At 67.6% G+C, this 26293-nt stretch carries 21 protein-coding genes; 14 read left to right on the forward strand and 7 right to left on the reverse strand.

Annotated elements, in window-relative coordinates; genetic code table 11:
- Window positions 1–29 precede the first annotated feature (29 nt).
- The 6 genes from AB0N73_RS11915 (at window position 30) to AB0N73_RS11940 (ending at window position 7253) form a co-directional block, all read left to right on the forward strand.
- Entirely contained in the window at window positions 30–1091 is a 1062-nt protein-coding gene (locus AB0N73_RS11915) for a LacI family DNA-binding transcriptional regulator (RefSeq protein ID WP_363563690.1), read from the forward strand.
- Window positions 1092–1133: 42 nt separating this feature from the next.
- Complete coding sequence (locus tag AB0N73_RS11920; RefSeq protein ID WP_363563692.1) at window positions 1134–2507, forward strand: NosD domain-containing protein; 1374 nt, start codon at window positions 1134–1136, stop codon at window positions 2505–2507.
- A complete protein-coding gene (locus tag AB0N73_RS11925) occupies window positions 2504–3385 on the forward strand; it encodes a carbohydrate kinase (protein ID WP_363563694.1) in 882 nt (293 codons plus the stop codon). Before AB0N73_RS11920 ends, AB0N73_RS11925 begins: the two co-directional genes overlap by 4 nt.
- A gap of 300 nt (window positions 3386–3685) precedes the next feature.
- Window positions 3686–5227, forward strand: coding sequence for an extracellular solute-binding protein (locus tag AB0N73_RS11930; protein ID WP_363563696.1), 1542 nt, complete (start codon window positions 3686–3688; stop codon window positions 5225–5227).
- Between the two features lie 89 nt (window positions 5228–5316).
- Window positions 5317–6252 carry an ABC transporter permease subunit gene (locus AB0N73_RS11935; protein ID WP_363563698.1) on the forward strand — a complete coding sequence of 312 codons (936 nt, stop codon included), beginning with the start codon at window positions 5317–5319 and terminating at the stop codon, window positions 6250–6252.
- The gene (locus AB0N73_RS11940; RefSeq protein WP_363563700.1) at window positions 6249–7253 is read left to right on the forward strand and encodes a carbohydrate ABC transporter permease; all 1005 of its coding nucleotides are present in this window, start codon (window positions 6249–6251) and stop codon (window positions 7251–7253) included. The genes AB0N73_RS11935 and AB0N73_RS11940 overlap by 4 nt, the downstream gene beginning before the upstream one ends.
- Before the next feature lie 23 nt (window positions 7254–7276).
- Here AB0N73_RS11940 and AB0N73_RS11945 read toward each other — a convergent pair whose 3' ends face one another.
- A complete protein-coding gene (locus AB0N73_RS11945; protein ID WP_363563702.1) occupies window positions 7277–8293 on the reverse strand; it encodes a LacI family DNA-binding transcriptional regulator in 1017 nt (338 codons plus the stop codon).
- Window positions 8294–8523: 230 nt separating this feature from the next.
- Here AB0N73_RS11945 and yicI point away from each other — a divergent pair, with 230 nt between their 5' ends.
- From yicI to AB0N73_RS11960, 3 genes are read left to right on the forward strand one after another with little or no spacing between them, the layout of a single operon-like run.
- Window positions 8524–10803, forward strand: a complete 2280-nt coding sequence (gene yicI / locus AB0N73_RS11950; protein ID WP_363563704.1) for an alpha-xylosidase — start codon at window positions 8524–8526, stop codon at window positions 10801–10803.
- A complete protein-coding gene (locus AB0N73_RS11955; protein WP_363563706.1) occupies window positions 10800–12353 on the forward strand; it encodes a family 43 glycosylhydrolase in 1554 nt (517 codons plus the stop codon). Before yicI ends, AB0N73_RS11955 begins: the two co-directional genes overlap by 4 nt.
- 49 nt (window positions 12354–12402) lie before the next feature.
- On the forward strand, window positions 12403–13857 hold the full coding sequence (locus AB0N73_RS11960) for a GH1 family beta-glucosidase (RefSeq protein ID WP_363563708.1): 1455 nt from the start codon (window positions 12403–12405) through the stop codon (window positions 13855–13857).
- A gap of 97 nt (window positions 13858–13954) precedes the next feature.
- Here the strand turns inward: AB0N73_RS11960 and AB0N73_RS11965 are convergent, their stop codons facing one another.
- From AB0N73_RS11965 to dgoD, 6 genes are all read right to left on the reverse strand, one after another.
- Window positions 13955–14779 carry an oleate hydratase gene (locus AB0N73_RS11965; protein ID WP_363563746.1) on the reverse strand — a complete coding sequence of 275 codons (825 nt, stop codon included), beginning with the start codon at window positions 14777–14779 and terminating at the stop codon, window positions 13955–13957.
- 121 nt (window positions 14780–14900) lie between these two features.
- On the reverse strand, window positions 14901–15410 hold the full coding sequence (locus tag AB0N73_RS11970; protein ID WP_363563710.1) for a hypothetical protein: 510 nt from the start codon (window positions 15408–15410) through the stop codon (window positions 14901–14903).
- Window positions 15411–15479: 69 nt separating this feature from the next.
- Window positions 15480–16112: a LysE family translocator gene (locus tag AB0N73_RS11975; RefSeq protein WP_363563712.1), complete on the reverse strand. Its 633-nt coding sequence runs from the start codon at window positions 16110–16112 to the stop codon at window positions 15480–15482.
- A gap of 64 nt (window positions 16113–16176) precedes the next feature.
- A complete protein-coding gene (locus tag AB0N73_RS11980; RefSeq protein ID WP_363563714.1) occupies window positions 16177–17112 on the reverse strand; it encodes a sugar kinase in 936 nt (311 codons plus the stop codon).
- Window positions 17109–17738, reverse strand: coding sequence for a bifunctional 4-hydroxy-2-oxoglutarate aldolase/2-dehydro-3-deoxy-phosphogluconate aldolase (locus AB0N73_RS11985; RefSeq protein WP_363563716.1), 630 nt, complete (start codon window positions 17736–17738; stop codon window positions 17109–17111). Before AB0N73_RS11985 ends, AB0N73_RS11980 begins: the two co-directional genes overlap by 4 nt.
- A complete protein-coding gene (gene dgoD, locus AB0N73_RS11990) occupies window positions 17732–18877 on the reverse strand; it encodes a galactonate dehydratase (protein ID WP_363563718.1) in 1146 nt (381 codons plus the stop codon). The genes AB0N73_RS11985 and dgoD overlap by 7 nt, the downstream gene beginning before the upstream one ends.
- Before the next feature lie 117 nt (window positions 18878–18994).
- Here dgoD and AB0N73_RS11995 point away from each other — a divergent pair, with 117 nt between their 5' ends.
- The 5 genes from AB0N73_RS11995 to AB0N73_RS12015 all read left to right on the forward strand — a co-directional run bounded on the left by AB0N73_RS11995 (window position 18995) and on the right by AB0N73_RS12015 (window position 26255).
- Window positions 18995–19786: a FadR/GntR family transcriptional regulator gene (locus tag AB0N73_RS11995; protein WP_363563720.1), complete on the forward strand. Its 792-nt coding sequence runs from the start codon at window positions 18995–18997 to the stop codon at window positions 19784–19786.
- A 146-nt stretch (window positions 19787–19932) separates the two neighbouring features.
- Window positions 19933–21288: an extracellular solute-binding protein gene (locus tag AB0N73_RS12000; protein WP_363563722.1), complete on the forward strand. Its 1356-nt coding sequence runs from the start codon at window positions 19933–19935 to the stop codon at window positions 21286–21288.
- A 68-nt stretch (window positions 21289–21356) separates the two neighbouring features.
- The gene (locus AB0N73_RS12005; RefSeq protein ID WP_363563724.1) at window positions 21357–22274 is read left to right on the forward strand and encodes a sugar ABC transporter permease; all 918 of its coding nucleotides are present in this window, start codon (window positions 21357–21359) and stop codon (window positions 22272–22274) included.
- Window positions 22271–23215, forward strand: coding sequence for a carbohydrate ABC transporter permease (locus AB0N73_RS12010; RefSeq protein WP_363563726.1), 945 nt, complete (start codon window positions 22271–22273; stop codon window positions 23213–23215). Before AB0N73_RS12005 ends, AB0N73_RS12010 begins: the two co-directional genes overlap by 4 nt.
- Window positions 23216–23270: 55 nt before the next feature.
- Window positions 23271–26255, forward strand: coding sequence for a glycoside hydrolase family 2 TIM barrel-domain containing protein (locus AB0N73_RS12015; protein WP_363563728.1), 2985 nt, complete (start codon window positions 23271–23273; stop codon window positions 26253–26255).
- Window positions 26256–26293 lie beyond the last annotated feature (38 nt).

The raw sequence follows: 26293 nt of genomic DNA on the forward strand, positions 1-26293 counted from the left end.
AGGGGACCGACCGGAGATGGGGCCAGACGATGCCACGTAAGGCAGTAGGTATCCGCGATGTCGCGCGAGAAGCCGGGGTGTCGGTGACGACCGTTTCGCACATCCTCAACGACGTCGAGTCCGCTCGGGCGAGTGACGAGACCCGTCTTCGCGTGAAAGACACCGCCCGGCGCCTGGGCTACGGAGCGAACCGCATCGCGCGCAGCCTGCGCCGCCAGCAGTCGGACATGATCGGCTTGATCAGCGAGGAGATCGCGACGACGCCGCACGCCGGTCGAATCATCCTCGGTGCGCAGGAAGCCGCACGCGCACGGGGTCTGACCCTGGTACTGATCAACACCACGCGGGCTCCCGCCGATGTGGCCCGCGACACGGAGGCCATGCTGCGTCAGCAGGTGGACGGAGTGCTCTACGCGACGATGTTCCACCGTGAGATCGACCTGCCCACCGCGCTCATCGGTGTGCCCACGGTGTTGATCGACGCGTCGACCTCGGACGCGCATCTGCCGTCGGTCGTTCCCGACGAGGAGGGGGGCGCGCGAGCGGCGGTCGGCGAACTCCTCGCCCACGGACACCGCCGGATCGGCTTCATCACGAACCTCGACGAGGTACCCGCGACCCGGGGGCGGCTGGCCGGCTACCGCGGCGCGCTCGCCGATGCGGGCATCGCGTACGACCCTTCGCTCGTCGTGGCGCGTCCGTCGGAGACCGTGGGCGGCTACGAAGCGGCTCGAGAGATCCTGTCCCGCCCCGACAGGCCCACGGGTCTGTTCTGCTACAACGATCGGATGGCCATGGGTGCGTACCGTGCCGCATCCGAACTCGGCCTCCGCATCCCCCGCGACCTGTCGGTGGTGGGATTCGACAATCAGGAGATCCTCGCCGAGGGCCTGTATCCGGCCCTGACGACCGTGGCTCTGCCCCACTACGAGATGGGCGAATGGGCGCTCAACACGCTCGCGGATCTGCTCGAACGCGGCTGGACCGACGCGGAGGGCGCGTCCGGGGAGGCGGACGCGGGCGCGGTTCTGCCCGCGCCGCTGGTCCGACGCGACTCGGTGGCGTCGCCGGCGGCCTTCGACGTTCGATGACGACCGATGCGCATTCCCGTGACCCGAGAAGTGAGATCTCCGATGCCCAACGCGAACCAGTACGACGTGACCACGTGGCCGGTCGGCGATCCGGTCGATGACATCGGGGAGGTGCTGAACAGCATCATCGCCGACGTCAAGGAACGGCAGTCCGCTCCACACGGGGGTGACGGTGGCCGCCCCGGTGCGGTGATCCGGATCCCTCCCGGCGACTACCGCCTGCGCACCCAGGTGGTCATCGACATCAGCTTCCTGCGCATCGAGGGCGGCGGCCACGGGTTCACGTCATCCAGCATCCGGTTCAATGTGCCCGAGGGGGAGTGGGCCGACCTGCATGAACTGTGGCCGGGCGGCAGCCGGATCCTCGTCGACATCCCCGATGCCGAGCGAGCCTCCGATGCCGAGGGTGCCGCCTTCTACATCGCCCGCGAAGGAAGTCCGCGGATCAGCTCGATCGAGTTCTCGAACTTCTGCATCGACGGACTCCACTTCGTCTCGGACGGTTCGTCGCAGCATCCCGAGAACACCTACCGCAACGGCAAGACCGGCGTCTATGTCGCGACCGCCAACGACTCCCTGCGCTTCACGGGGATGGGCTTCATCTACCTGGAGCATGCGCTCACCGTGCACAATGCCGATGCGCTCTCGATCCACGACAACTTCATCGCCGAGAGCGGGAGCTGCATCGAACTGCGCGGCTGGGGTCAGGCGTCGAAGATCACCGACAACCTCATCGGTGCGGGTCCTCGGGGGTACTCGATCTACGCCGAGAACCATGGGGGGCTTCTGATCTCGACCAACAACGTCTTCCCGCGCGGCGCGAGCAGTGTGCACCTCGAGGGCGTCACGCGTTCGAGCATCACCGGCAATCGCCTCCACTCGTTCTACCCGGGGATGCTCGTGGTCGCGGGGGACAGCAGCGAGAACCTCATCGGGTCGAACCATCTGCTGCGGGATCACGAACCGTGGACGCCGTTCCTCGGCATCGACAACGGCCTGGACGACGAGTTCGGGCTCGTGCGCGTGGACGGCAGCAACAACTCGATCATCGGCAATCACTTCTCCGCAGCGATCGATGCGGCGAGCATCCGGCCGGCGGCGGCGACACCCATCGTCATCCGGTTGCAGGGGGGAACGGGCAACTACGTCGCCGCCAATCACATGGTCGCCGTGAACACGGCCGCCCGGACCGGCGGATCCGCCTTCGAGGCGCAGGTGGACGCGCTCCTCGCGACCGACGACGTCGACGAGCTCGACGTGACGACGGTCCTCGTCGCGCCGACGTCGGCGAGCAACACGGTCCTCGACTCGGGCACCGCGGCTCAGGTGGTGGCGGACGCGCGTCGGAATGCCCTCAGGTTCACCCCGGGCGTCCCCGACGACGCGGCCGGGGCGCACAGGGCGGAGCGATCATGACCACCGTCGATGTTCTCGTGATCGGTGAGGCGCTGATCGACATCGTCCGCACTCCGGATGGCGCCGTCGAGCACGTCGGCGGAAGTCCGGCGAACGTCGCGCTGGGGCTCGGCCGGCGTGGCATCGACGTCGCCCTGCTGACGCAGATCGGCGCGGACGACCGTGCCGCCATGATCCAGGAGCATCTGCGGCGATCCGGGGTCACCGTGAGAGATGAGTCCGTGTCGCTCGCCCGCACCTCGACCGCGGTCGCGCATCTGGGTCCCGACGGCTCGGCCTCCTACGACTTCGACATCGTGTGGGACTCCTTCCCCGAGCCGGAGGGCCTGCGCTCCCGCATCCTGCACACCGGTTCCATCGCGGCGTTCCTGGCTCCCGGCGACGACAGCGTCCGAGCGATCCTCCGGTCGGCCGATGCGGGGTTGGTCACCTTCGATCCGAACATCCGTCCTGCTCTCGTCGGGGACCACGTGCGGGCTCTCGCGCTCTTCGAAGAGACGTGCCGCCTCGCTCACGTCGTGAAGATGAGCGACGAGGATGCTGCCTGGCTCCTTCCGGATCGCACCCCTGAGCAAGCCGTCGATGCGGTGCTCGCGTGGGGGCCGTCTCTCGTGGTCGTCACCCTGGGGAGCGACGGCGCCCTCCTCGGTGGCGGCGACATCCGGGTGCACGTTCCGGCCGTGCGCGTGAGCGCGGTCGACACGATCGGAGCGGGCGATACCTTCATGGCGTCGCTGCTGGTCTCGCTGGCCCGCGACGGGATGCCGCGCACGGAAGCGGAGATCGCGGCGATGGGTGGGCGGGCCGTTCGTGCCGCGGCGATCACGGTGTCGCGCGCCGGTGCCGACCTCCCATGGGCCGCGGAGCTCGAGGACTGAGGGCGGAGTCGCTGCCCGGCGACGCGGAGTCCGTCGCGCGCCCAACGGCGCGAGCCGGTGCGAAAGATTTGCGCATCGGAGGGGGTGGTCTTACGCTAGGCGAAGCGCTTCGACGATCAGATAGCGCACCCAAAGGAAGAGCATCGACGCCTTCCGTTGAGACAGGGAGTTACGCCGATGAAGACGACCGATCGGGTACGCCGACCCTCCGTAGGGCGACGCCGAATCCTGGCGATCACCGCAGTGGCCGGGAGTGCAGCGATGCTCGCGGCTTGCGCGGGGGGCGGTGCAGGCGCTCCGGTGGAAGACGGCGTCTACGGCCTCTCGCCCGAGAACACGCCGACGTACGTCCCCGTCGAACTCGTCCAGCCGGACTTCCCTGGCGTCGACGGCTCAGCGGCGGGGTTCACGTCCATGCCGAACCCGCTCGCGGACGCCTTCGACGCCGCTCCGGGGAGTGGGGGGAGCTACACGGCGATGACGCCGCTCTGGGGAACGATCCCCCCGACCGAGGGCAACGCATACTTCGACGCCGTCAACGAGGCGATCGGGACGGACATCAGGTTCCAGATCTCAGACGGCAACACCTACGGCGACAAGCTGGCGGCGGTCCTGGCCTCTCCGCGAGATGTCGCCGACTGGACGACGATCCCGGAATGGAACGTCCCGCCGCGCTTCCACGAGGCCGTCGGGTCGATCTTCGCGGATCTCACGCCCTACCTCGCGGGCGACGCGATCAAGGACTACCCCTATCTCGCGAACATCCCGACCGAGGCGTGGCAGGCCTGCTCGTGGAACGGCAAGATCTACGGTCTGCCGCAGCCGCGCGAGATCGGCATCACGGACTACGCGCTCTATCGGGCCGACCTCGTCGGCGACGACGCTCTTCCGACGAACCCCGACGAGCTGATCGATTTCGCCGTCGCTCACACGGGCGACGGCACGTGGGGGACGAACGACCTCTGGTCTACGGCGACCGCGATGTTCGGCGTCCTCCCGGAGAACGGCTGGAAGCTCGACGAGGACGGCGAGCTCGTCAACCGTGTCGAGACGCCCGAGTACCGTGCGGCGGTCGAGTGGATGGCGAAGCTCTACGCCTCCGGCGCGGTTCATCCGGATGCGGTGGCCGACAATCAGAGCGACTCCGGAACGCGCTTCGAGAGCGGTCAGGTGGTGCTCAACTCCACGGGTCTGACCTACTGGGGCGAGGCGCTCGCTCGTAACCGGAGCAACGACCCGGAGTTCGACATCAACGTGCTCCCCCTCCTGAGCCCGGAAGGCGTCGACCCGGTCATCTACAAGCCCGAGGGTGCGGCCATGTGCTCGTTCCTCAAGCAGACCGACGATGACGCTCGCATCGCTGAGCTCCTCGAGGCCGCCAACTTCCTCGCCGCTCCCTTCGGCACCGAGGAGAACCAGCTGATCACGTACGGGGTCGAGGGTGTGCACTTCATGCTGGACGCGAACGGGGTGCCCGTGGCGACGCCCGAGGCGCAGCGTGAAGTGCAGCCCACGTTCGCCTTCCTGACGAGTCCTCCCGCGGTGACGGCGCGCGCTGATCTGCCGGACTACGTCGAGCGACGCAGCACCTGGTCTGCGGAGAATGCGCAGTATCTTGCCGAGCCGCTGTTCTACGGGATGAACATCGCCGTGCCGAACCGGTTCGCCTCGCTGGGGCAGCCATTCGATGATCTGCAGAAGGACATCGCGCGTGGCCGTGCGTCGCTGGACGATCTTGACGCTGCTATCGAGACATGGCGCAGCTCGGGTGGTGACGATCTTCGCGCCTTCTACACCGAGATCTACGACGCACAGCAGTCGGCTGAAGAGTCCGGCTCGTGAGCAGTACCGATACGACACGGCCTTCCGGCCGGCCGGCGTCAGCGCCGGCCGGCCGGAAGGCCCGTGGTCGCCGAGCGGGTGCGCCCCCGATGCTGGACGGCGAGCCGATTCGTCGTGATACGTGGCGCAAGAGGCTGCGCCGCGATCGCAGCCTGCTCCTGATGACCCTTCCGGCAGTCCTGCTGCTGGGCCTGTTCGCCTACGTTCCGATGCTCGGCAACGTCATCGCCTGGCAGGACTACTCGCCGTACGTGGGGATTCTCGACAGTCCGTTCGTCGGGTGGGACAACTTCATCCGCGTCCTCAACAACTCGCAGTTCCTCCATGCGGTCGGCAACACGCTGTTGATCACGACGTTCCAGCTCGTGTTCTACTTCCCGATCCCCATCATGTTGGCGCTTCTGCTCAACAGCGTGATCACGCCGGCGATCCGCACCAGCATCCAGGCGATCATCTACCTCCCGCACTTTTTCTCCTGGGTGTTGGTCGTCACGATCTTCCAGCAGATCTTCGGCGGCGCCGGTCTCGTCAACAGGCTGTTGGCCGACGCGGGGTACACGGGGTTCGACCTGATGACGAACCCCGACACGTTCCTGCTCTTGGTCACGTCGCAGGCGATCTGGAAGGACGCCGGGTGGGGGATCATCATCTTCCTCGCCGCGCTGGCGACCGTGGACCCTGCCCACTACGAGGCCGCGGCGATGGATGGCGCCGGACGGTGGCGTCGGATGTGGCACATCACGCTGCCCGCCATTCGCCCGACGATCATCCTGCTGCTGATCCTTCGCCTGGGAGACGCGCTGACTGTCGGGTTCGAGCAGATGATCCTGCAACGCGGAGCCGTGGGCCCCGGGGTGGCCGAGGTGATCGACACCTACGTCTACTACCAGGGCGTGATCAACGGCGACTGGGCGTTCGCCGCTGCAGCGGGCCTGATGAAGGGTGTCGTGTCGCTGGTTCTGGTGCTCGGTGCCAACAAGCTCGCGCATGTGTTCGGTGAAGACGGGGTGTATCGCAAGTCATGAGTATTCAGACAGACGTAGGCCAGGGACCCCTCGGGTACCCCGACGCGGTTCCCGTGCCGGAGCCCGAACAAGATGCGCGGCCGCGGCCTCGCCGTCCCCGCGCGAATAAGAACCGCAACGCGTGGGAAGGACGCCCTTCCGCTGTGGGCCAGGCGCTCAAAGCGCTCATCCTGACGATCGTGGTGCTCACGGTCCTGCTCCCGCTCTACACGGTGGTGCTGACGTCGTTGTCCACGACGGCCGAGGTGAACCGTGCGGGAGGCATGGTGCTCGTGCCGGGCGAACTCACCTTCGCGGCCTACCAGCAGATCCTCTCGGGTGGCATCGTCACGCGCGCCGCGATGGTCAGCATCGTCGTCACCGGCGTCGGGACCGCACTGTCCACGGCCGTGTCGGTCCTTGCGGCCTACGGCCTGTCGCGGCCCTCATCCTTGCTGCATCGACCGATCCTGTTCGTCTTCCTCATCACGATGTTCTTCGGGGCGGGCATGATCCCGACCTACCTTCTGGTGAGCAACCTCGGCCTGATCGACAACCTGTGGGCGCTGATCCTGCCCAGTGCCGTCTCGGCGTTCAATGTGCTGATCCTGCGGTCGTTCTTCATGGGAATCGACTCGTCGATCATCGAGGCCGCGCGCATCGACGGCGCAGGGGATTGGCGCATCCTGTGGAAGATCGTCATGCCCATGTCGACCGCGGTGACCGCTGTGGTCGCCCTGTTCTACGGGGTCGGCTACTTCAACTCGTTCTTCAACGCGATGCTCTACATCAACGACAACACTCTCTGGCCGCTGCAGCTCGTGCTGCGCTCGTTCGTCCTGCAGGGCGTGACGCTCCCGGGATCGGGTGCCGGCCAGGTCGATGTGGCCGTGGGCGCGGTCACCGGGCTCCCGGTGAAGATGGCGATCATGGTGCTGGCGCTGATCCCGATCCTTCTGGTCTACCCCTTCGTGCAGCGTCACTTCACGAAGGGCGTCATCTTCGGCGCGGTCAAGGGCTGAGCGCACCCGCATCCGCCCGCGGATCACCGGGCGGATGCGGATGCGGGTGCGTCGGCGACGCTTCCTCGTTCCACGATCCGGGGGCTGACGAGTCGGGCCTCCCCGCGCGGGGAGTCGCGCATCAGCCCGATCAGCATCTCCACGGCCGTTCGTCCGATGAACTCCGCGGGGATGTCGATGCTCGTCACCGGAGTCGGCAGCGAGACCGCCACGCTCTCGGGGCAGACCGCGACGACCGACATGTCTTCGGGCACGCGTCGTCCGTGCTCGCGCAGACGCGAGATGACGTGGGGAAGAGCCGATTCGTTGTGCACGACGATGCCGGTGACATCGGGCATCGTCGACACGAGGGTGTCCACGGAGGCGACAGCGCCGGCCGCGGAGGCGTCCGTCGGCAGCACCGCGAACGCAGCGCCTGCCTCGGTCGACGCGTCCGTGAACCCGCGCATCATACGGTCGGCGTACGAGGTGTGCCTTTCGACGACCTCCACGGGGCTTCCGATCAGCGCGATCGAGCGATGCCCGGCAGTCAGCAGCCGCCGTGCGGCGAGTTCGCCGGCCTGCGTGAAATCGAGGTCGACGCATGAGAGTCCGTGCACATCGCGGGGGAGCCCGATCAGGACGGAGGGCTGGGCCAGGGTGCGCAGCGCGGGCAGCCGCTCGTCCTCATCCTCGATGTCCATCACGATCAGCGCGTCGACCATCGAGGATCCCGTCACGCGTGCAACGGACCCCTCGTCCTGCGTCAGCAGCAGGACGTCGTAGCCGGCGCTGCTCGCTCCGGTGACGACGCCGCCCACGAACTGCATGATGACGTGGAGGTCGACACCGGTGCGGAGCGGGGCGAGGAGGCCGATGACGTCGGTGCGCGCGGAGGCGAGTGCGCGGGCGCCGGCGTGGGGACGGTATCCGAGCTCCTCGATCGCTTTCTCGATCCGGCGTCGAGTCTCGGCGGAGATAGGCCGTTTGCCGGACAGCGAGTAGCTGACCGTCGATAGCGACACGCCCGCGCGCCGAGCCACGTCCTCGATCGTCGCCACGACGGTCCCCTTCCGCGTCGGCCGATCGCCGCCGTCCGCATCACACGCTATCCGAAGTCGCCCTGTCTGCAGCTTCGGCGAGTATTCGATATGCTGAATCGAAACGCTTCGACGCACGGTGGTCCGTCGGCGGCTTCCGAGCCGCATCAATGCCCTGCGCCGATCCCGCGACGTATCGTCGGTGGTTCGAGGGTTGCGACGTTCGAGCACCGGCACGACATGGAGAAACGATGAAGTTCACCCACGGATACTGGCAGTTGCGACCCGGTGTCGACATGCTCCGTCCGCGCGATATCGACGAGATCGTCGTCGACGGCGACGACCTGGTGGTCTACGCGCCGACCGGCCCGATCGCTTCGCGCGGGGACACCCTCAACCGCGCGCTGGTCACGGTGCGTCTGAGCGCACCCCTCCCGGACGTCATCGGTGTGCGCATCTCGCACCACCTTGGCGGCATTGAGCGCGGGCCGCGTTTCGCGGTGGCGACGAGCGATCCCGAGGTGGTGCTGAGCGTGCCGGAGCCACTCGGGGACGCGCCGGCGACGCTGCGCGCCGGCCGCCTGACAGCGCGGGTCGCCACGGACGGTCCGTGGAACGTCGATTTCGTCGCGCCGGACGGTCGCGTTCTCACCTCGTCGATCTCGCAGAGCGTCGGCTTGCTGACCACCCCTGACGGTTCCTTCGTCCGCGAACAGCTGACGATGGGCGTGGCCGAGACGATCTACGGACTGGGTGAGCGCTTCGGTGCCTTCGCGAAGAACGGCCAGACGGTGGACATCTGGAACGAGGATGGCGGCACGGCATCCGAGCAGGCGTACAAGAACGTTCCGTTCTACCTCTCCGACGCCGGCTACGGACTGTTCGTGGCACACCCCGAGCACGTGTCGTTCGAGATAGGGACGGAGGTCGCCTCGCGCTCGCAGTTCTCGGTCGCCGGTGAGGAGCTGCAGTACTACGTGATCTACGGGTCCACGCCCAAGGAGATCCTCGAGCGGTACACGGCTCTGACCGGTCGTCCGGCGCGGGTGCCGGCGTGGAGCTACGGTCTGTGGCTGTCCACATCCTTCACCACGAGCTACAGCGAGGGGACGGTCACCTCGTTCGTCGACGGGATGGCAGAGCGGGGCCTGCCCCTGTCGGTGTTCCACTTCGACTGCTTCTGGATGCGGCAGTTCCACTGGAGCAACTTCCTGTGGGACCCGGACATGTTCCCCGATCCGGCGGGGATGCTCCGCAGGCTGAAGGAGAAGGGTCTGCGGATCTGCGTGTGGATCAACCCTTACATCGCACAGCGCAGTCACCTGTTCGACGAAGCCCGCGAGCGAGGATTCCTCGTGAAGCGCGCCGACGGCAGCGTATGGCAGTGGGACATGTGGCAGGCGGGCATGGCCCTCGTCGACGTCACCAACCCCGCGGCCGTGGACTGGTTCCAGGGAAAGCTGCGCGCGCTCCTGGGCGACGGCGTCGACTGCTTCAAGACCGACTTCGGCGAGCGGATCCCGACCGACGTCGTCTGGCACGACGGCAGCGATCCCCAGAAGATGCACAACTACTACTCGCACCTCTATAACAAGGCGGTGTTCGACCTTCTCGAGGCCGAGCGCGGCGCGGGCGAAGCCGTGCTGTTCGCCCGCTCGGCCACGGCGGGCGGGCAGCAGTTCCCGGTGCACTGGGGCGGCGACTGCGAATCGACGTTCGTCGCGATGGCGGAGTCGCTGCGGGGCGGACTCTCGCTCGGCATGAGCGGGTTCGCTTTCTGGAGCCACGACATCGGAGGATTCGAGGGCACGCCCGACCCCGCAGTGTTCAAGAGGTGGATCGCGTTCGGTCTGCTCTCCTCGCACTCGCGTCTGCACGGCTCCAACTCCTATCGAGTGCCGTGGGCGTTCGATGACGAGGCCGTCGATGTGACACGGCTGTTCACACAGCTGAAGATGCGCCTCATGCCCTACATCGGAGCGGCGGGCGAGGCTGCCAGCGCGACCGGCGTTCCCGTCATGCGGGCGATGGCGCTCGAGTTCCCCGCGGATCGCGGCGTCGCCGGGCTGGGCACGCAGTACATGCTGGGTGATGCGCTCCTGGTCGCGCCCGTCTTCTCGGCGGGTCGTGAGACTGAGTTCTACTTGCCGGAGGGCGTATGGACGCATCTTCTGACCGGGGAGCGCGTGACCGGTCGCGGCTGGCGCCGTGAGGAGCACGGCTTCGACTCGCTTCCCCTCTACGTGCGTCCGGGCACCGTGCTGCCGGTCGGCGGCGATGCGGCGAAGCCGGACTACGCGTGGGCCGACGGCGTCACCCTGCGGTTGTTCGAACTGCCCGACGGCTACGACGCCACGCTCCTCGTCCCCGGCGGGACCGGTCGCGGCGCGACGTTCCGCGTCACCCGCCGGGGCGGCGACGTTCGCGTCGCCACGACGGACGCGACCGGCCCCTGGTCGGTCGCGGTGGGCGCGACAGCCCCGGCCGCCGGCTCGGCCGCCGGCGCCGGCGAGGTGGTGGTGGCGCTGTGACGACGCCGATGTCGGAGGTCATGGATGCGCAGGCGTGGGTCGGCGCGACGAATCCGGTGTTGCCGGGCTTCCACCCGGACCCGTCCGTGTGCCGGGTCGGGGAAGGGGCGGACGCCTGGTACTACCTCGTGACCTCGACCTTCGAGTACTTGCCGGGCTTGCCCGTGCACCGCTCGCGCGACCTCGTCAACTGGGAGCTCGTCGGGCACGTCATCACCGACCAGCTCGACTTCTCGAGGATCTCCGACTCCGACGGCTTGTACGCGCCCACGATTCGTCACGACGGCGAGCGCTTCTTTGTGGTGTGCAAACATGTCGGCGGTCCCGCGGGCGGTGAAGGCAACTTCATCGTGACGGCCGAGGATGCCGCCGGGCCCTGGTCGGCGCCGGTGTGGTGGCGCCAGGCGACGGGCGGTGATCCGTCGCTCTTCCTGGAGGACGGCAGGATCTGGGCGCACGCTGCACGTCAGACCGACCGTCAGGACTGGTCCGGTCAGGGGGAGATCTGGGTTCGTGAGGTGGATCCGCTGACGTTGCAGCTGACCGGTCCCGAATCGGTCGTCTTCACCGGCGCGGTGATCGGTGCGATCTGGACCGAAGGCCCGCACCTCTACCGCCGCGGGGACTTCCTGCACCTCATCGCCGCCGAGGGGGGCACGGGGCGCCATCACGCGGTCGTGGCGGCGCGCGGCAATGTGGCGACCGAGCGGTTCGAGGCGGGGGCTAGCAATCCAGTGCTGACCCACCGGCACTTGGGCTCCGGTTCGACCGTGGTCAATGTCGGTCACGCCGACCTCGTGGAGGCCGCCGACGGGTCGTGGTGGGCCACGGTCCTCGCCTCCAGGCTCGTGGACGGCGTGGACCTTCTCGGACGAGAGACGTTCCTGGTGCCGGTCGTCTGGGAAGACGGGGCACCGATCTTCGCTCCCGGGGTCGGCACGCTCGTTCCGGAGCCGGACACACCGGTAGGCCCGGACGGGCAGCCGGCGGTGAAGGTGAGCGAGCCCGATGAGCCCTGGGTCGCCGTCCGTCGGCTTCCGCAAGAGATTGCTGATCTGGGCGATGAGTCCGGGCTCGTCCTCCGCGCGGGTGGCGCGCTCGACGACCCTATGCCGGCGTTCATCGGCCAGCGCCTGCTGTCGCCGTATACGACGGTCTCGTTGGGGCTCACTCCGCAGCCGATGGGCGAGGTCGTCGAGCACGGCCTCGCGTTGCGGCAGTCGGGCCGGCAGTGGCTGACCGTCGGGATGGCCGCCGATGGCGACCAGCCCCGCGGATCGGTTCTGGTGGTCACGCGCTGTGTCGATGGCATCCGGGACGAGGTCTCACGGGTGGCTGTCGCCGGCCCCGGCTCCGCCGTCGTCGAGGTGCGAGGGCGAACCGCAGAGATCGTCTGGCACACCGACCGTCACCGCGAGGTCGTGGCCGTCGTCGATCTCGCCCATCTCTCCACCACCGTGGCGAACGGCTTCGTGGGCGTGGTCGCGGGAGCGTACGCCGTCGGATCGGGGTCGGTGACCATCGGGCCGTTCGCGCAGCGTGGCCGTTAGCCGCGCACACATCGACATACTTCCGACATCACTGTCACGAAAGGATCCCATGACCGACTCAGCACGCCCCCGTACTTTCGACGATTTCGTCTTCGGATCGGCGACCGCCGCCTACCAGATCGAGGGGGGAGCAGCCGAGGGAGGTCGTACGCCCTCGATCTGGGACACGTACTCGCACACTCCAGGCGCCACGGAGTACGGCGACACCGGCGATGTGGCCGATGACCACTACCACCGCTGGCCGGAGGATGTCGAGCACATCGCCGCGCTCGGACTGGATGCCTACCGGCTTTCGATCTCGTGGTCCCGTGTGCAGCCCGGGGGCACCGGTGAGCTCAACCCGGAGGGTGTGGCGTTCTACGTCGATCTGCTGGATGCTCTGAACGCGGCGGGGGTGCAGCCGCTCGTCACCTTGTACCACTGGGATCTGCCGCAGGAGCTGGAGGATGCGGGCGGATGGCCCGCGCGGCAGACGGCTGAGGCATTCGGCGAGTACGCGCGGCTCATGGCGGTCGCGCTCGGCGATCGCGTGCACACCTGGACCACGTTGAATGAACCGTGGTGCAGCGCGTACCTCGGCTACGCCTCCGGCGTCCACGCTCCGGGGCGCACCGAACCCGCGGCGGCATTGGCCGCCGTTCACCATCTGAACCTCGCGCACGGTCTCGCAGTCCGCGCCATCCGCGACGTGCTGGGTGCGCAGGCGCGGGTATCGGTGACTCTCAACTTCCACGTGATCCGGCCGCTCGACCCCGACAGTGCGGCCGACCGCGACGCCGTGGACCGCATCGACGCTCTCGGCAACGGCGCATTCACAGGGCCGATGCTGGAAGGCGCCTATCCGGCGCGCCTCGCTGGGGACACGGCGACGGTGACCGACTGGGGCTTCGTCCGCGACGGCGATCTCGACGTCATTCATCAGCCGCTGACAGCGCTCGGCGTCAACTACTACGCCACGACGATGGTCCGCCACTCGGATGTGGCCGACGAGGTCTCCGACAACTCCGGTCACCGCGAATCCGATCACACGCCCTGGATCGGCGCGCGCGAGGTGGCCTTCGTGCGCGAGCCCGGGCCGTACACGGCGATGGGATGGAACATCGACGCGGGAGCGCTCACGGGGCTTCTGATCGATCTCTCTCATCGCTATCCGAACCTGCCGACGATGGTCACCGAGAACGGGGCGGCGTTCGACGACGAGGTGTCGCCGGATGGTCGTGTGCGCGATGTGCGCCGTGTGAGCTACCTGCACGACCACATCGCGGCCGTGGCCGCAGCCCGCGACGCGGGAGCCGACGTACGCGGGTACTTCGCCTGGTCGCTGCTCGACAACTTCGAGTGGGCGTGGGGCTACTCGCGCCGTTTCGGCATCATCCGGGTCGACTATGACACGCTCGAGCGGCGCTGGAAGGACTCCGCCCATTGGTACCGGCGGCTGATCGAACGTCGCGAGCTCCCCGCCGTGGACGACGTCGAACCGATGCCCCGCACGCCCGGTTCCTGACGTCCCGGCCGCACCGCCGTGGGTGTCGGTCGTTCCGACGATCCACACCCACGGCACTCCGGCGAAGCACCGGTCCCAACGCGACTCTGACGCGCGGTCAGATGAGCTTCGCGTCCGCGAGGAGCTCCTCGATGTACGTGCCTTTGACCTTCGCGAGCGCCGCCTTCTCGACCAGACGGCCCACCAGCGGCAGCTTGATCTCCGCGAGCGGCTTCTTGTCGTTGAGGTAGTAGAGCGCGTTCATCAGCATCCGGGCGTCGAACGATGAGGCGAAGACCTCGGGCACACCGCGGTCGACGTTCAGCAGGGTGTACACCGCTTCCATCGCGGTGCGCACCGAGTACTCGGTGGTGAAGACGGTGTCGCGCTCCGTCTCGGCGAAGTTGCCGATGAATGCCAGGTTCTTCGAGCCTTCCGGCACGACGAGCAGGCGGTCGCCCACGGCGCGCGGCATGAAGTAGGACGTGATGTAGGGCATGTTGCACGGGATCGTGCGGGCGGAGTTGTGGGCGAGATCGTCGATCTGATCGACCGGAACTCCCAGGTGGAAGAGCCATTCCGCCGTCAACTCCGCGCCGGTGCACTCGCGGATCGTCTTCTTGACGTAGTCACCTGGCTTGTCGGAGAACAAGCCGTACAGCCAGACCACCAGCTCCTTCTGCGGGTCTTGTGCCGCGAAGTGCGGTTGGCGGCTCATCGTGAAGCCGTACAGCCAGCTCGAGTCCTTGATGTTGCACGGACCGCCCGTGACGATCTTGCCGTTGCGGGGATCGCGGCCCGTGATCTTCTCGATGTACGGAGCGATCTTGTCGTCGGTGAGGGTGACCGTGGCCGAGATGGTCCAGTTGGCGTCGGGGATGTTCTCGCTGAACTTCTCGGGATAGCCCAGCGAGCGATCGCGTTCGGCCAAGGTCTTCCACAGCTCTCACGCGCCACCGCGGTCGGTGACGAAGGCGAACGTCGTAGCCCTGTAGAGCCAGAAGTTGGAGGCGAAGAACGAAGAAGGGTGCCGCGTCCAGGGCCGCTCCTGCGTCGACCCCGCGTCAGTGCCAGTGAGGTTGGAAGTAGCACTGGCCGGCGACGACGAACGTCTCGTCGGGATCCTCGGCCGATGCCGCGGCGACCGCGTCGATGACGTCCGTCAGGTCGCCGTGCGACACGACGATCCCCCGACTGGATGTGGGGTGTCGCTGGTAGCCGCGCGTGGAGTCCGCGCGGAAGGCCCACGCGGCACCCTTTTCGCGTGTTCCCGACCACGGCCACCCGGTGTTGTCCACGGGCCAGGCCGCTGCCACCTCGCCTCCGCGCATCAGGCCGATGCGTTGGCCGATCAGCAACGAGTTGTAGCCCATCCCGACGTGGCTGGTCAGTTGGTCGAGCGTCGCGTAATCCGCAAGTGTCTGCGCCGCGTGCACCAACGAGATCCCGCGCTGCGGCGCGGGCTCACCGTCCTGCGCCGCCCGCACCCACGGCAGCGCCGCGATGAAGAACACCGGGCCGTCGGTCGTGGTGTCCGTCAGTTGCTGCATCACCGTGCGCGGGTCGTCGGCCATGCTCTTCATCCTGCCCGACGGCCCCGTTCGCCGTCGCGGCGCGGATCGGTCACCACGCAGCGAGGCGGGTCAGCTCTTCGATCCGGTCAGTGCGAGCGTGCCGCCGAGGCCGATCATCATGACGCCGCCGGCACCCGAAAGCGCGGAGATGCGACGGGGCGACCTCGCGAACCACGCCCGGGCGGTGCCGGCCGCCAGCGCCCACACGCTGTCGCAGGCCAGAGCGAGCGTCTGGAACGTGAGCCCGAGGAGGAGCAGCTGTGCCCACACGGCGCCCGCTGCAGGGTCGACGAACTGGGGCAGCACCGCGACGAAGAAGGCGATCGTCTTGGGGTTGGTGAGGCCGACGATGAAGCCTTGGCGCAAGAGCGTCGCCGTGGATGCCGGGGTGCGGTCAGGGCGGCCGGCGTGCTCGTGTCGATGGCGGATCGCTTGGACGCCGAGGTAGACGAGGTAGGCCGCGCCCGCGATCTTGATCGCCGTGAACGCGACGAGCGATGAGGCGACGATCGCGCCGACGCCGAAAGCGACGGCGACCACCGCCGGGACCGTGCCCAGCGCGTTGCCGATGACGCTCAGCACGCCCGCGCGACGACCGAGGGCGATGGAGCGGCCGATGACGAAGAGCACGCTCGGGCCGGGGATCACGATGATGACGACCGACGCGATCGCGAAGGCGAGGAGGTTCTCCATCGGGATCATGAGGAAACGATAGCGCCCCCCGGTTTCGCGGAGATATCCGGCTCGGGCGATCGGCTCCCTCCCGTCAGCGCGCGGCCTCGGAGCTCCGAGCCTCCAACGAGGCGAGGTCGGCGCGGAACGGGGCCTGCTCCCAGTCGCCGTGCCCGCTGACCGCGAGTGCGCCGCAGAACGCTCCGCGTCGCATCCGCTCGCGTACGGGGAGGCCGTCAAGAAGACCCGACAGGTATCCCGCGGTGAAGGCGTCGCCGGCACCGATGCTGTTGACCTCGTTCGCCGGGTGGGCGCTGCATGAGATGACGCCGTTCGCGTCCGTGTGGTCGGCGCCCCGACTCCCTCGTTTGACGACCACCTCACGAACGCCCGCCTCCAGGAGAGCTGCAATGCTCTTCGCCTCGTCGCCGGTAGCCGTGACGAGTGCGAGCTCGTCCTCCGACGCGATCACGATGTCTGCGCGCGCGGCGAGTGGAGCCAGCACGGCCGCCGCTTCCTCGCGAGGCCACAGCTTCGCGCGGAAGTTCACGTCGAACGACACCCGTGTCCCTGCGGTGCGCGCGGCGTCGATGGCGGTGGACGTCGCTCGCCGAGCCGTCGCCGACAGTGCGGGCGTCACCCCGGACACGTGGAGGATCTGCGCGGCGCCCAGGTCGGCGACATCCTGCTCGGACAGCTGCGAGCCCGCGGAGTCGCGGCGGTGGTAGGTCACGATGGGCGGCAGGCCCACAGGCATATCGACGAGCATCAGCCCGGTGGGCGCGGTGGCGTCGCGACGGACTCCGACGGTGTCGACGCCCTCGGCGCGCAGGGTGCGCGCCACCAGATCTCCGGCTGGGTCGACGCCCAACGCGCCGACCCAGCGCGCGTCGTGGCCGAGTCGCGCCAGACCGATGGCGACATTCATCTCGGCGCCCGCCGGCGTCGCCGACATAGGGGCCCCGAGGCTGAGTCGCCCGTGCGTGCGGACGGCGACGAGCGCCTCGCCGAAAGTGACGACCGCGGTCACTCTTCGCCTCGCACCATCCGGCGGAATGCCTCCGCGCGCGCCCCGATCGCTGCGACATCCACGGGATCGGAGGCCTTTCCCGTGAGCGGCGAGCCCAGCCCCAGCGCGAGCGCCCCGCGATCGAGGTAGGCGCGGCCCGACGTCAGGGTCACGCCGCCGACGGGGATCAGCGGAACGTCGGGGAACGGCGCCCGCAACGCGGTGAAGTAGTCGACGCCGCCCAGCTCGGCAGGGAAAAGCTTGACCGCGGTCGCACCCGCCGCGACGGCGGCGACGATCTCGGTGGGAGTCAATGCTCCCGCCAGGACCGGTAGTTCCATTCGCACCGCCGCGGGGATCGATTCGGCGACGGCGGGCGTGACGATGAATGATGCGCCCGCGTCGCGCGCTGCCTCAGCATCGGCCGAGGTCAGCACGGTGCCCGCCCCCACCTCCGCAGATGTGCGCGACAGTTCGGTGATGACGTTCAGCGCGCCCGGCGTCGTCAGCGAGACCTCGAGCATGGTGTAGCCGCCAGCGATGAGCGCGTGCCCGATCGAGGCCGCGGCCTCCGCGGAATCACTGCGGATGATCGGCATCAGCCGCTCGTCCCGCAGCAGCGCGAGCAGTTCCTCCGGCGTCACCATTCCGCGAAGCTTCCGTCGGAGTGGCGCCAGATCGGCCCGCGCCAGGCGTGGCCCCGTGCGGCGGCGTCGCGCACGGCCTTTTCATCGACCTCGATGCCGAGTCCCGGCGCCGTGAGCCGATCGACGTACCCGGACGAGAAGTCGAAGACGGAGGTGTCGGCGACGTAGTCGAGCACTTCTCCGCCCTCGTTGTAGTGAATGCCGATGCTCTGCTCCTGGATGAAGTAGTTGGGAACCGCGAAGCCGATCTGAAGACTCGCGGCAAGAGCGATGGGGCCCAGCGGGCAGTGCGGAGCCAACTGCACGTCGTAGATCTCGGCGAGACTCGCGATGCGGTGGACCTCGGAGATGCCCCCCGCGTGGGACAGGTCGGGTTGCGCGATCGCGATGCCGGACTGCAGCACGGGAAGGAACTCGTGGCGGCTATAGAGGCGCTCGCCGGTGGCGATCGGGATCGACGTGCTCTCGGTGATCCGGCGCAACAGGTGACTGTTCTCGGGCGTCGTCGCCTCTTCGACGAACATGGGCCGCAGGGATTCGAGCTCCGGGATGATCCGTCTCGCGTCAGGCAGGCTGATGCGACCGTGGAAGTCGATGCCGACGTCTCCCGTGTCACCGAGTACCTCGCGGGCGGCTGCGACGCGGGCCACGACCTCGTCGATGCCGCGGTTGTTCGAGATGCGGTCGAAGCGGCCGGAGGCATTCATCTTGACCGCGGTGAGCCCCTGCGCGAGGCGCTCCGAGATCGCGTCGGCGACCTCGGCGGGTTCATCGCCGCCGACCCACCCGTACATCCGGATGCGATCGCGCACGGGGCCGCCCAGCAGCACGTGCACCGGCAGTCCTGCTTCCTTGCCCGCGATGTCCCACAGCGCTTGATCGAGCCCGGCGACGGCGCTCGAGAGGATGGGACCGCCGCGGTAGAACGACCCCTTCGTCATGACCTGCCAGTGATCCTGGATGCGCAGCGGATCGGCGCCGATGAGCAGCTCCGAGAGCTGTTCGACCGCTGTGCGGACGGTCTCGGCGCGTCCTTCCACGACGGGCTCACCCCATCCGACGATGCCGCTGTCGGTCTCGACGCGCACGAATAGCCATCGCGGCGGCACCAGGAATGTCTCGATTCGCGTTATCTGCATGGTGTCCTCGTCTCGGGGACCCCGTCCTGTCTCCACCGACCGAACTGGGCATAAATGTCTTCGTCTGGACTATAACGTATGTCTTTTAGTCAGTCGAAGACTGGTAACTTCTCATACATGTCGACTTCGCCCGCCAGCTCGCTGGTGTCGCTACCCGGACAGCACTCCCGCGCACTGGACGAACTCGGCCAGCTCATCTGCGCGGGGGAGGTGCTGCCCGGCGCGAGCCTCACCCTCGAGGAGATCGAGGAGCGGTGCGGGATCTCCCGCTCCGTTGCGCGTGAGACGGTTCGTGTGCTCGAAGCCATGCGGCTGGTCGCGTCACGGCGGCGGGTCGGAGTGGTGGTCCTGCCCGAAGCAGACTGGAACCTCTACGACCCGCAGGTCATCCGGTGGCGGCTCAACTCCCCGGACCGCTCGCGCCAGCTGGTCTCCCTGGTCGAGTTGCGCGCCGCGATCGAGCCGGAGGCCGCGCGGTTGGCGGCCACGCACGCGACATCCCAGCAGGTGAGTGAGCTGATCGCCTTGTCAGGAGAGCTGTGGGCGGCCGGCGAGCAGGGTGATGACGAGCGCTTCCTGAGCCTCGACATCCTCTTCCACGCCCGCATTCTGGAACTGTCGGGCAACCCGATGTTCTCGCGTCTCGATCAGCTGGTGGGACAGGTGCTCGTCAGTCGCACCGAGCACGGGCTCGTGCCCGATCGCCCTGCGAGCGTCGCCCTCCAGCTGCACGTGGATGTGGCGGGCGCGATCCAGCGTCGCGATCCCGAGGCCGCCTACGCGATCATGCGGTCGATCCTGGTGACCGCGCGCGACGAGATCGACCTGCTGTCGCTCGGTGTGCCCCAGCCGAGCGAGTCCGACGCGGCTGACGATGGGGATTCTTCTTCGGTGCCAGGAATTCTTTAAAGCATACGTTCCACGTTTCTCGTGTGATAACGTCCTCTTACGCCGCTGCCGTCGTGGGTGAGAACTCCGGCGGTCCCTGACTCGTTCAGGCCGACCGTTCCTTCGTGGGTCCTGTCGCGGGCGCAGCACCCCAGAGGAGAACACCAATGACCACAGTGCAACGTCGCCGCGGGGTCGCCCTCAGCGCGCTCATCGCCTCGTCGGCCCTGATGCTCGCCGCGTGCGGCGCACCCGGGTCCGGGAACGCAGGCAACGCCGAGACGGTGACCCAGGATCAGATCGACGAGGCGTTGAGCACACCCACCACGATCGACTTCTGGTCGTGGGTGCCCGACATCCAGAACCAGATCGACATGTTCGAAGAGCTGCACCCGGAGATCACGGTGAAGCTCTCGAATCAGGGCGGTGCGACGGCGCAGTACCAGAAGCTGCGCGCGGCGGCGAAGTCCGGCGACGTTCCCGACGTCGTGCAGATCGAGTACTCGTTCCTGCCCTCTTTCACTCTCACCGGAACCGTTCTCGATCTCACTCCGTACGGTGCCGCCGATCTCGCCGAGGACTTCGCGCCCAGCGCGTGGGGCGTCGTCTCCACCGATGACGCCGTGTGGGGTCTTCCGCAGGACCTCGGGCCCACCGGGCAGCTCTACCGCACTGATATCTTCGAGGCCGCGGGAGTCGAGGTGCCGACGACGTGGGACGAGTACGCGACCGCGGCGGCGGCGATCAAAGAGAAGACCGGCTCGTACATCTCGGATCTGCCGGGTAACAGCTTCTCCCCGATCCTCGCGCTGCTGTGGCAGTCGGGCGCGCGCCCGTTCGGTTACGACGGCGACAAGACGGTCACGATCGATCTCGAGTCCGAAGAAGTCACGCGCGTCATCGAGTACTGGGACGATCTGATCCAGCGCGACCTCGTCGACACCGCTCCTCAGCTCGATGACAACTGGTACCAGAGCATCGCCGGCGGACGCTACGCCAGCTGGCTCGCCGCCGCCTGGGGCCCCGTCTTCCTGCAGGGGACCGCCAGTGACACAAGCGGTCTGTGGCAGGCCACGCCGATGCCGCAGTGGGATGCGGCCAAGCCCGCCTCGGGCAACCAGGGCGGATCGGCGATCGCCGTGACCGCCGACTCCGATGCGAAGATCGTGGCGGCCGAGTTCGCCAAGTTCCTGACGACCAACAGCGATGCCACCGAGAGCCTCGCGACGGAGCAGTTCATCTTCCCGTCGCTGACCGAGACTCTGGAATCACCCGCTGTGCGCGACCAGGAGCTGGAGTTCTACGCGGGTCAGAAGGTCAACGCCGTCTTCGCCGACATCTCCGAGACCGTTGCGGCCGACTGGCAGTGGCTTCCGTACAACGACTACGCGAGCTCGAGCTTCAAGGAAACCCTCGGCGCAGCCATCACCGAGAAGGGCGACCTGATGGCCGCGCTCGAGGAGTGGAAGGACGAGTTGGTCTCCTACGGCGAAGCCCAGGGCTTCACCGTCGTCACCGAATGACCGCGCGGGAGCGGGGCGAGTGCCCCGCTCCCGTCGCCCCCTCGACCCTCAGTAGAAAGGCGACGCCGATGAGCACCACAGCTCTCGGGCGCACGCGCTGGAGCGACAAGCGCCGCAAGAACACCGCGGCCTACGTCTTCATCGCGCCGTTCATGATCCTCTTCGTCACGATGCTCCTACTCCCGCTGTTCTACGCGGGGTACCTGAGTCTGTTCAAGACGCAGCTCATCGGCGGCGGTGCCTTCGTCGGGCTCGAGAACTACGCCCGCGCGCTCACAGATGAGCGGTTCATCGGGGGCGTCCTGCGGATGTGTCTCTTCCTGGTCATCCAGGTGCCGATCATGCTCATCCTGGCCCTCGTCTTCGCTCTCGCGCTCGACAGCGCCAGAGTGCGCGGCGGCAAGTTCGCGCGACTGGCCATCTTCGTGCCCTACGCCGTCCCCGGGGTCGTCGCAACCCTGATGTGGGGGTACCTATACGGCGACAACTTCGGTCCGATCGCCCAGGTCATGAGGGCGATCGGCTTCGGTTCACCGCAGCTGCTCTCGCCCGACAACATCCTCGGCTCAATCATCAACATCGTCACGTGGCAGTTCGTCGGATACAACATGGTGATCATGTACGCGGCGATGCGTGCGATCCCGACCGAGCAGTACGAAGCGGCGCGCATCGACGGAGCCGGCCAGTTCCGCATCGCCTGGAGCATCAAGATCCCCGCGATCCGGTCGGCGATCATCCTGTGCTCGATCTTCTCGGTGATCGGCGCGTTCCAGCTGTTCAGCGAGCCGAAGCTGCTGTATGAAATCGCCCCCAACGCGATCGGGTCGTCGTTCTCGCCGAACCTGTACGCCTACAACCTGGCATTCACCAACCAGGACGTGAACTACGCGGCCGCCGTCGCCTTCCTGCTCGGCATCATCATCATGATCGTCTCGTACGTGTTCCAGCTGTCGGCGGCACGTCGGGAGAAGGGAGCACGGTCATGACCGTCACCGACACCCAGGCTCGCGTCACCGTCGCATCGACCTCGGATGTCCGTCGGCGTGTGCGCCGACGTGGCGGACGTGTCGGGCTGCCTCCTGGCGAAGGCCGCAGCACGGTTCTGACCGTCGTCATCTGGCTCGCCGCCGGATACTTCCTGCTGCCCCTCTTCTGGTTGTTCGTGGCGTCCACCAAGGACAACTCCGGCCTCTTCTCGAGCTTCGGACTCTGGTTCGCCGACGACTTCAACCTCCTCGACAACCTGGCTCAGCTCTTCACCACCCGCGACGGCGTCTTCGTCCAGTGGATCGGCAACACGGTGCTGTACGCCCTGGTGAGCGGCATCGGTGCGGCGATCCTCTCCGCCGCGGCCGGGTACGCCTTCGCGAAGTACGACTTCCCCGCTAAGAAGTTCCTCTTCGCGGTGGTGCTCGGGGCGATCATGATTCCCACCACCGCCCTGGCGATCCCGACCTATCTGCTGTTCGCGGGAGCCGGGCTGACCAACACCGTGTGGGCGATCATCCTCCCCTCGCTCGTCAGCCCCTTCGGCGTCTACCTCATGCGCATCTACGCGGAAGAGTCCATTCCCGACACGCTTCTGGAGGCTGCCCGGATCGATGGAGCCGGCGAGTTCCGCATCTTCCTCCAGATCGGGCTGCGGATCATGGTGCCGGGAATCGTGACCGTGCTGCTCTTCGCGATCGTCCACACCTGGAACAACTACTTCCTGCCGTTGATCATGCTGACCGACCCCGAACTCTTCCCGCTCACCCTCGGACTCGCGCAACTCCAGGCGGCGAGCGAGGCGGGCGGCGGGGCGTCCGCGCAGTTCTCGACGGTCATCACCGGCTCGCTGGTGTCGATCCTGCCGCTGGTCGTGGTGTTCCTCTACCTGCAGAAGTACTGGACCTCGGGTCTGACGACGGGAGGGGTGAAGGAGTGAGCTGCCACCCGTCGAACCCCCGCAGCTCGCGCCCGACCGCAGAAGGAGTGCCCGCGTGAACAACCTCAGCGCGATGAACGACCGGGTCGCCTGTGACCTGGCGGCCGAGGACCGCGAGCGCGGCGTCGCGCACGATCCGGTCGCGATGGACAGGCCTCTCGCTCCCCACGAGCAGCTCTTCCCATCGCGCGGCACCCTGCCGCCGCGCGCGCATGCGCGCTCCGACGCGCCGGAGCTCAGCCTCGACGGGATCTGGTCCTTCCGCTACTCGGCGACCGGTGACCTGCCGCTCGATGTGATCGGCGCGCCGGGAGAGTCACTCGACTCGTGGTCGACCCTCGCTGTTCCGGCACATTGGCAGCTGCACGGATTCGGGGCGCCGATCTACACGAACCGCGTCTATCCGTTCCCTGTCGATCCGCCCTATGTGCCGAGAGAGAACCCGACGGGCGACTACCACCGCACCTTCACCGTGCCGGCCGACTGGGACGTCGAACGCATCCTTCTGAGATTCGATGGCATCGACTCGATCGGGCACATCTGGCTCAACGGCTCCGAGGTGGGAGTCGTGTCGGGCAGCCGTTTGCGGCACGAACTCGACGTCACCCCACTGATCCATCGCGACGCGGAGAACACCCTTGTCGTCCGGGTCCGCCAGTGGTCGTCGGGCAGCTACCTCGAAGACCAGGACATGTGGTGGCTGTCGGGGATCTTCCGCAGCGTGACGGTGATGGGCCGCCCCGTGGGCGCGATCGACGACCATTTCGTCCACGCCGACTACGACGCGGTCTCGGGTGAAGGCATTCTGCGCGTGGAGAGCAGTGCTCCCGCGCGCGTCGTGGTGCCGGAACTGGGCATCGACATCGCCGCGGGCGACACGGTCCGCGTGCCGGTCGCTCCATGGTCCGCAGAGATCCCACGCCTCTACGAGGGGATGCTCGTCGGCGAGGGCGAGACGATCGCGATGCGCATCGGGTTCCGCCGCGTCGAGGTCGTGGACGCGACCGTCAGAGTGAATGGCGCGCCGATCCTCCTCCGAGGCACGAACCGGCACGACTACGACCCGGATACGGGACGCGTGGTGTCGGAGGAACGCATGCGCTCCGACATCGCGATGATGAAGCAGCACAACATCAACGCGGTGCGCACGAGCCACTACCCGCCGCCGGCACGCTTTCTCGAGCTCTGCGACGAGCTCGGTCTCTGGGTCGTCGACGAATGCGACTTCGAGACGCACGGATTCTTCCCGGTGGACTGGTTCCACAAGCTCCCCGGGAACCCGACGGAGGATCCGCGTTGGGAGCGCGCGCTGGTGGACCGGATGCAGCGGCTCGTCGAGCGAGACAAGAACAGTCCCAGTGTGATCATGTGGTCGCTTGGAAACGAGTGCGGTACCGGCGAGAACCTCGGAGCGATGGCCCGGTGGGCTAAACAACGCGATCCTTCGCGCCTGCTGCACTACGAACGGGACTGGTCCTGCCAGTACGTGGACGTGTACAGCCGGATGTACTCGACGCATCGGGAGCTCGACCTGATCGGTAGGCAGCAGGAAGCACCCTTCCCCGACGCCGACCTGGACGCCCGTCGACGGTCGATGCCGTTCATCCTCTGCGAGTACGTCCACTCGATGGGCAACGGACCTGGGGGTATCGCCGAGTACCAGGAGATCTTCGAGCGATACCCGCGTCTTGCCGGCGGGTTCACCTGGGAATGGTTCGATCATGGCCTGCGCGCGCAGACCGACGACGGCCGCGAGTACTTCGCCTATGGCGGTGACTTCGGGGAGGAACGCCACGACGGCAACTTCATCGCCGACGGGATCGTGTTCCCCGACGGCACCGCATCTCCCGCACTCCACGAGCTAAAGGCGGCGTTCCAGCCCGTGTCGTTTTCGCTTCGTGGAGACAGCATCCGTGTGGCGAACACGTACGATCATCGCGATCTCGCCCACCTCCGCGTCGGATGGCGGGTCCTCATCGACGGCGTCGCCAACGCGGAGGGAGTCGCCGAGCTGGGGCACGTACCGGCCGGTGCGTCGGCGACGTTCCCGGTTCCCCGGAGCGCAGAAGGTGTCGTTCTCGGAGAACGAGTGATCGAGGTGCGGGCGACGCTGGCGCAGGACACGGACTGGGCGCGCGTCGGACACGAAGTCGCCTGGGCGCAGTTCGTGGTCGGCTCACCTGCCCCGATGCCGGCGGCGGCCGGCGCTGCGGCGATCGTCCACGACGACACGATCCGGGTCGGTCCCGCGCTGTTGTCCCGCACGAGCGGTGCACTCGTGTCGCTGGCGGGGGTGCAGGTCACGACGCCGACATTCGACACCTGGCGCGCCGTCATCGACAACGACCGCAGCTTCTCGTGGGAACCGCTGGAGCCGCGATGGCGCCAGATCGGTCTCGACAGGCCCGAGCACACCGTGCGCGGCATCGACATCACGGCCGACGGTCTCGAGGTGCGGGGCCGACTGGGCTTTGCGGGGTCGGATCTCGGATACCGCACGCTGCAGCGCTGGACGGCGTCCTCCGATGCCGTCACGCTGAGTGTCGAGGCACAGCCTGTGGGGAACTGGGATGTGCCACTGCCGCGCTTCGGGCTCCGCCTGTCGTTGCCCGAGGAGTTCTCCGAGGTGTCCTGGTACGGGCCCGGCCCCGGCGAAGCGTACGCCGACAGCCACGCAGCAGCACGGTTGGGACGCTGGAGGCGCACCGTCGACGAGATGCAGACGCCCTACCTGATGCCCCAGGAGAACGGCAACAGAAGGCAGGCCCGCAGCATCAGCCTCACCGGCGAGGGACGCACGATTCGGATCGATGCCCATCCGACCGTCGATTTCACGGTCCGCCGGTGGACGACCGAGGCTCTGGACGCCGCAACCCATCCCCACGAGCTGGTGCCGAGTGGTCGCATTTGGGTGAACCTCGATGCCGGACAGAACGGTCTTGGCTCGGGGTCGTGCGGCCCCGGCGCGCTGCCCACAGCGCGACTCCTGCCCGGCACGTTCCGTTACGCCGTCACCTTCCGGGTGCTCGACGATCGGTGACCGTGTGCGGGCGGTCAGCGGTCTGCTCATTCGTCACG

The sequence above is a fragment of the Microbacterium sp. NPDC089189 genome (genome assembly GCF_040685095.1).
Lineage (GTDB): Bacteria > Actinomycetota > Actinomycetes > Actinomycetales > Microbacteriaceae > Microbacterium.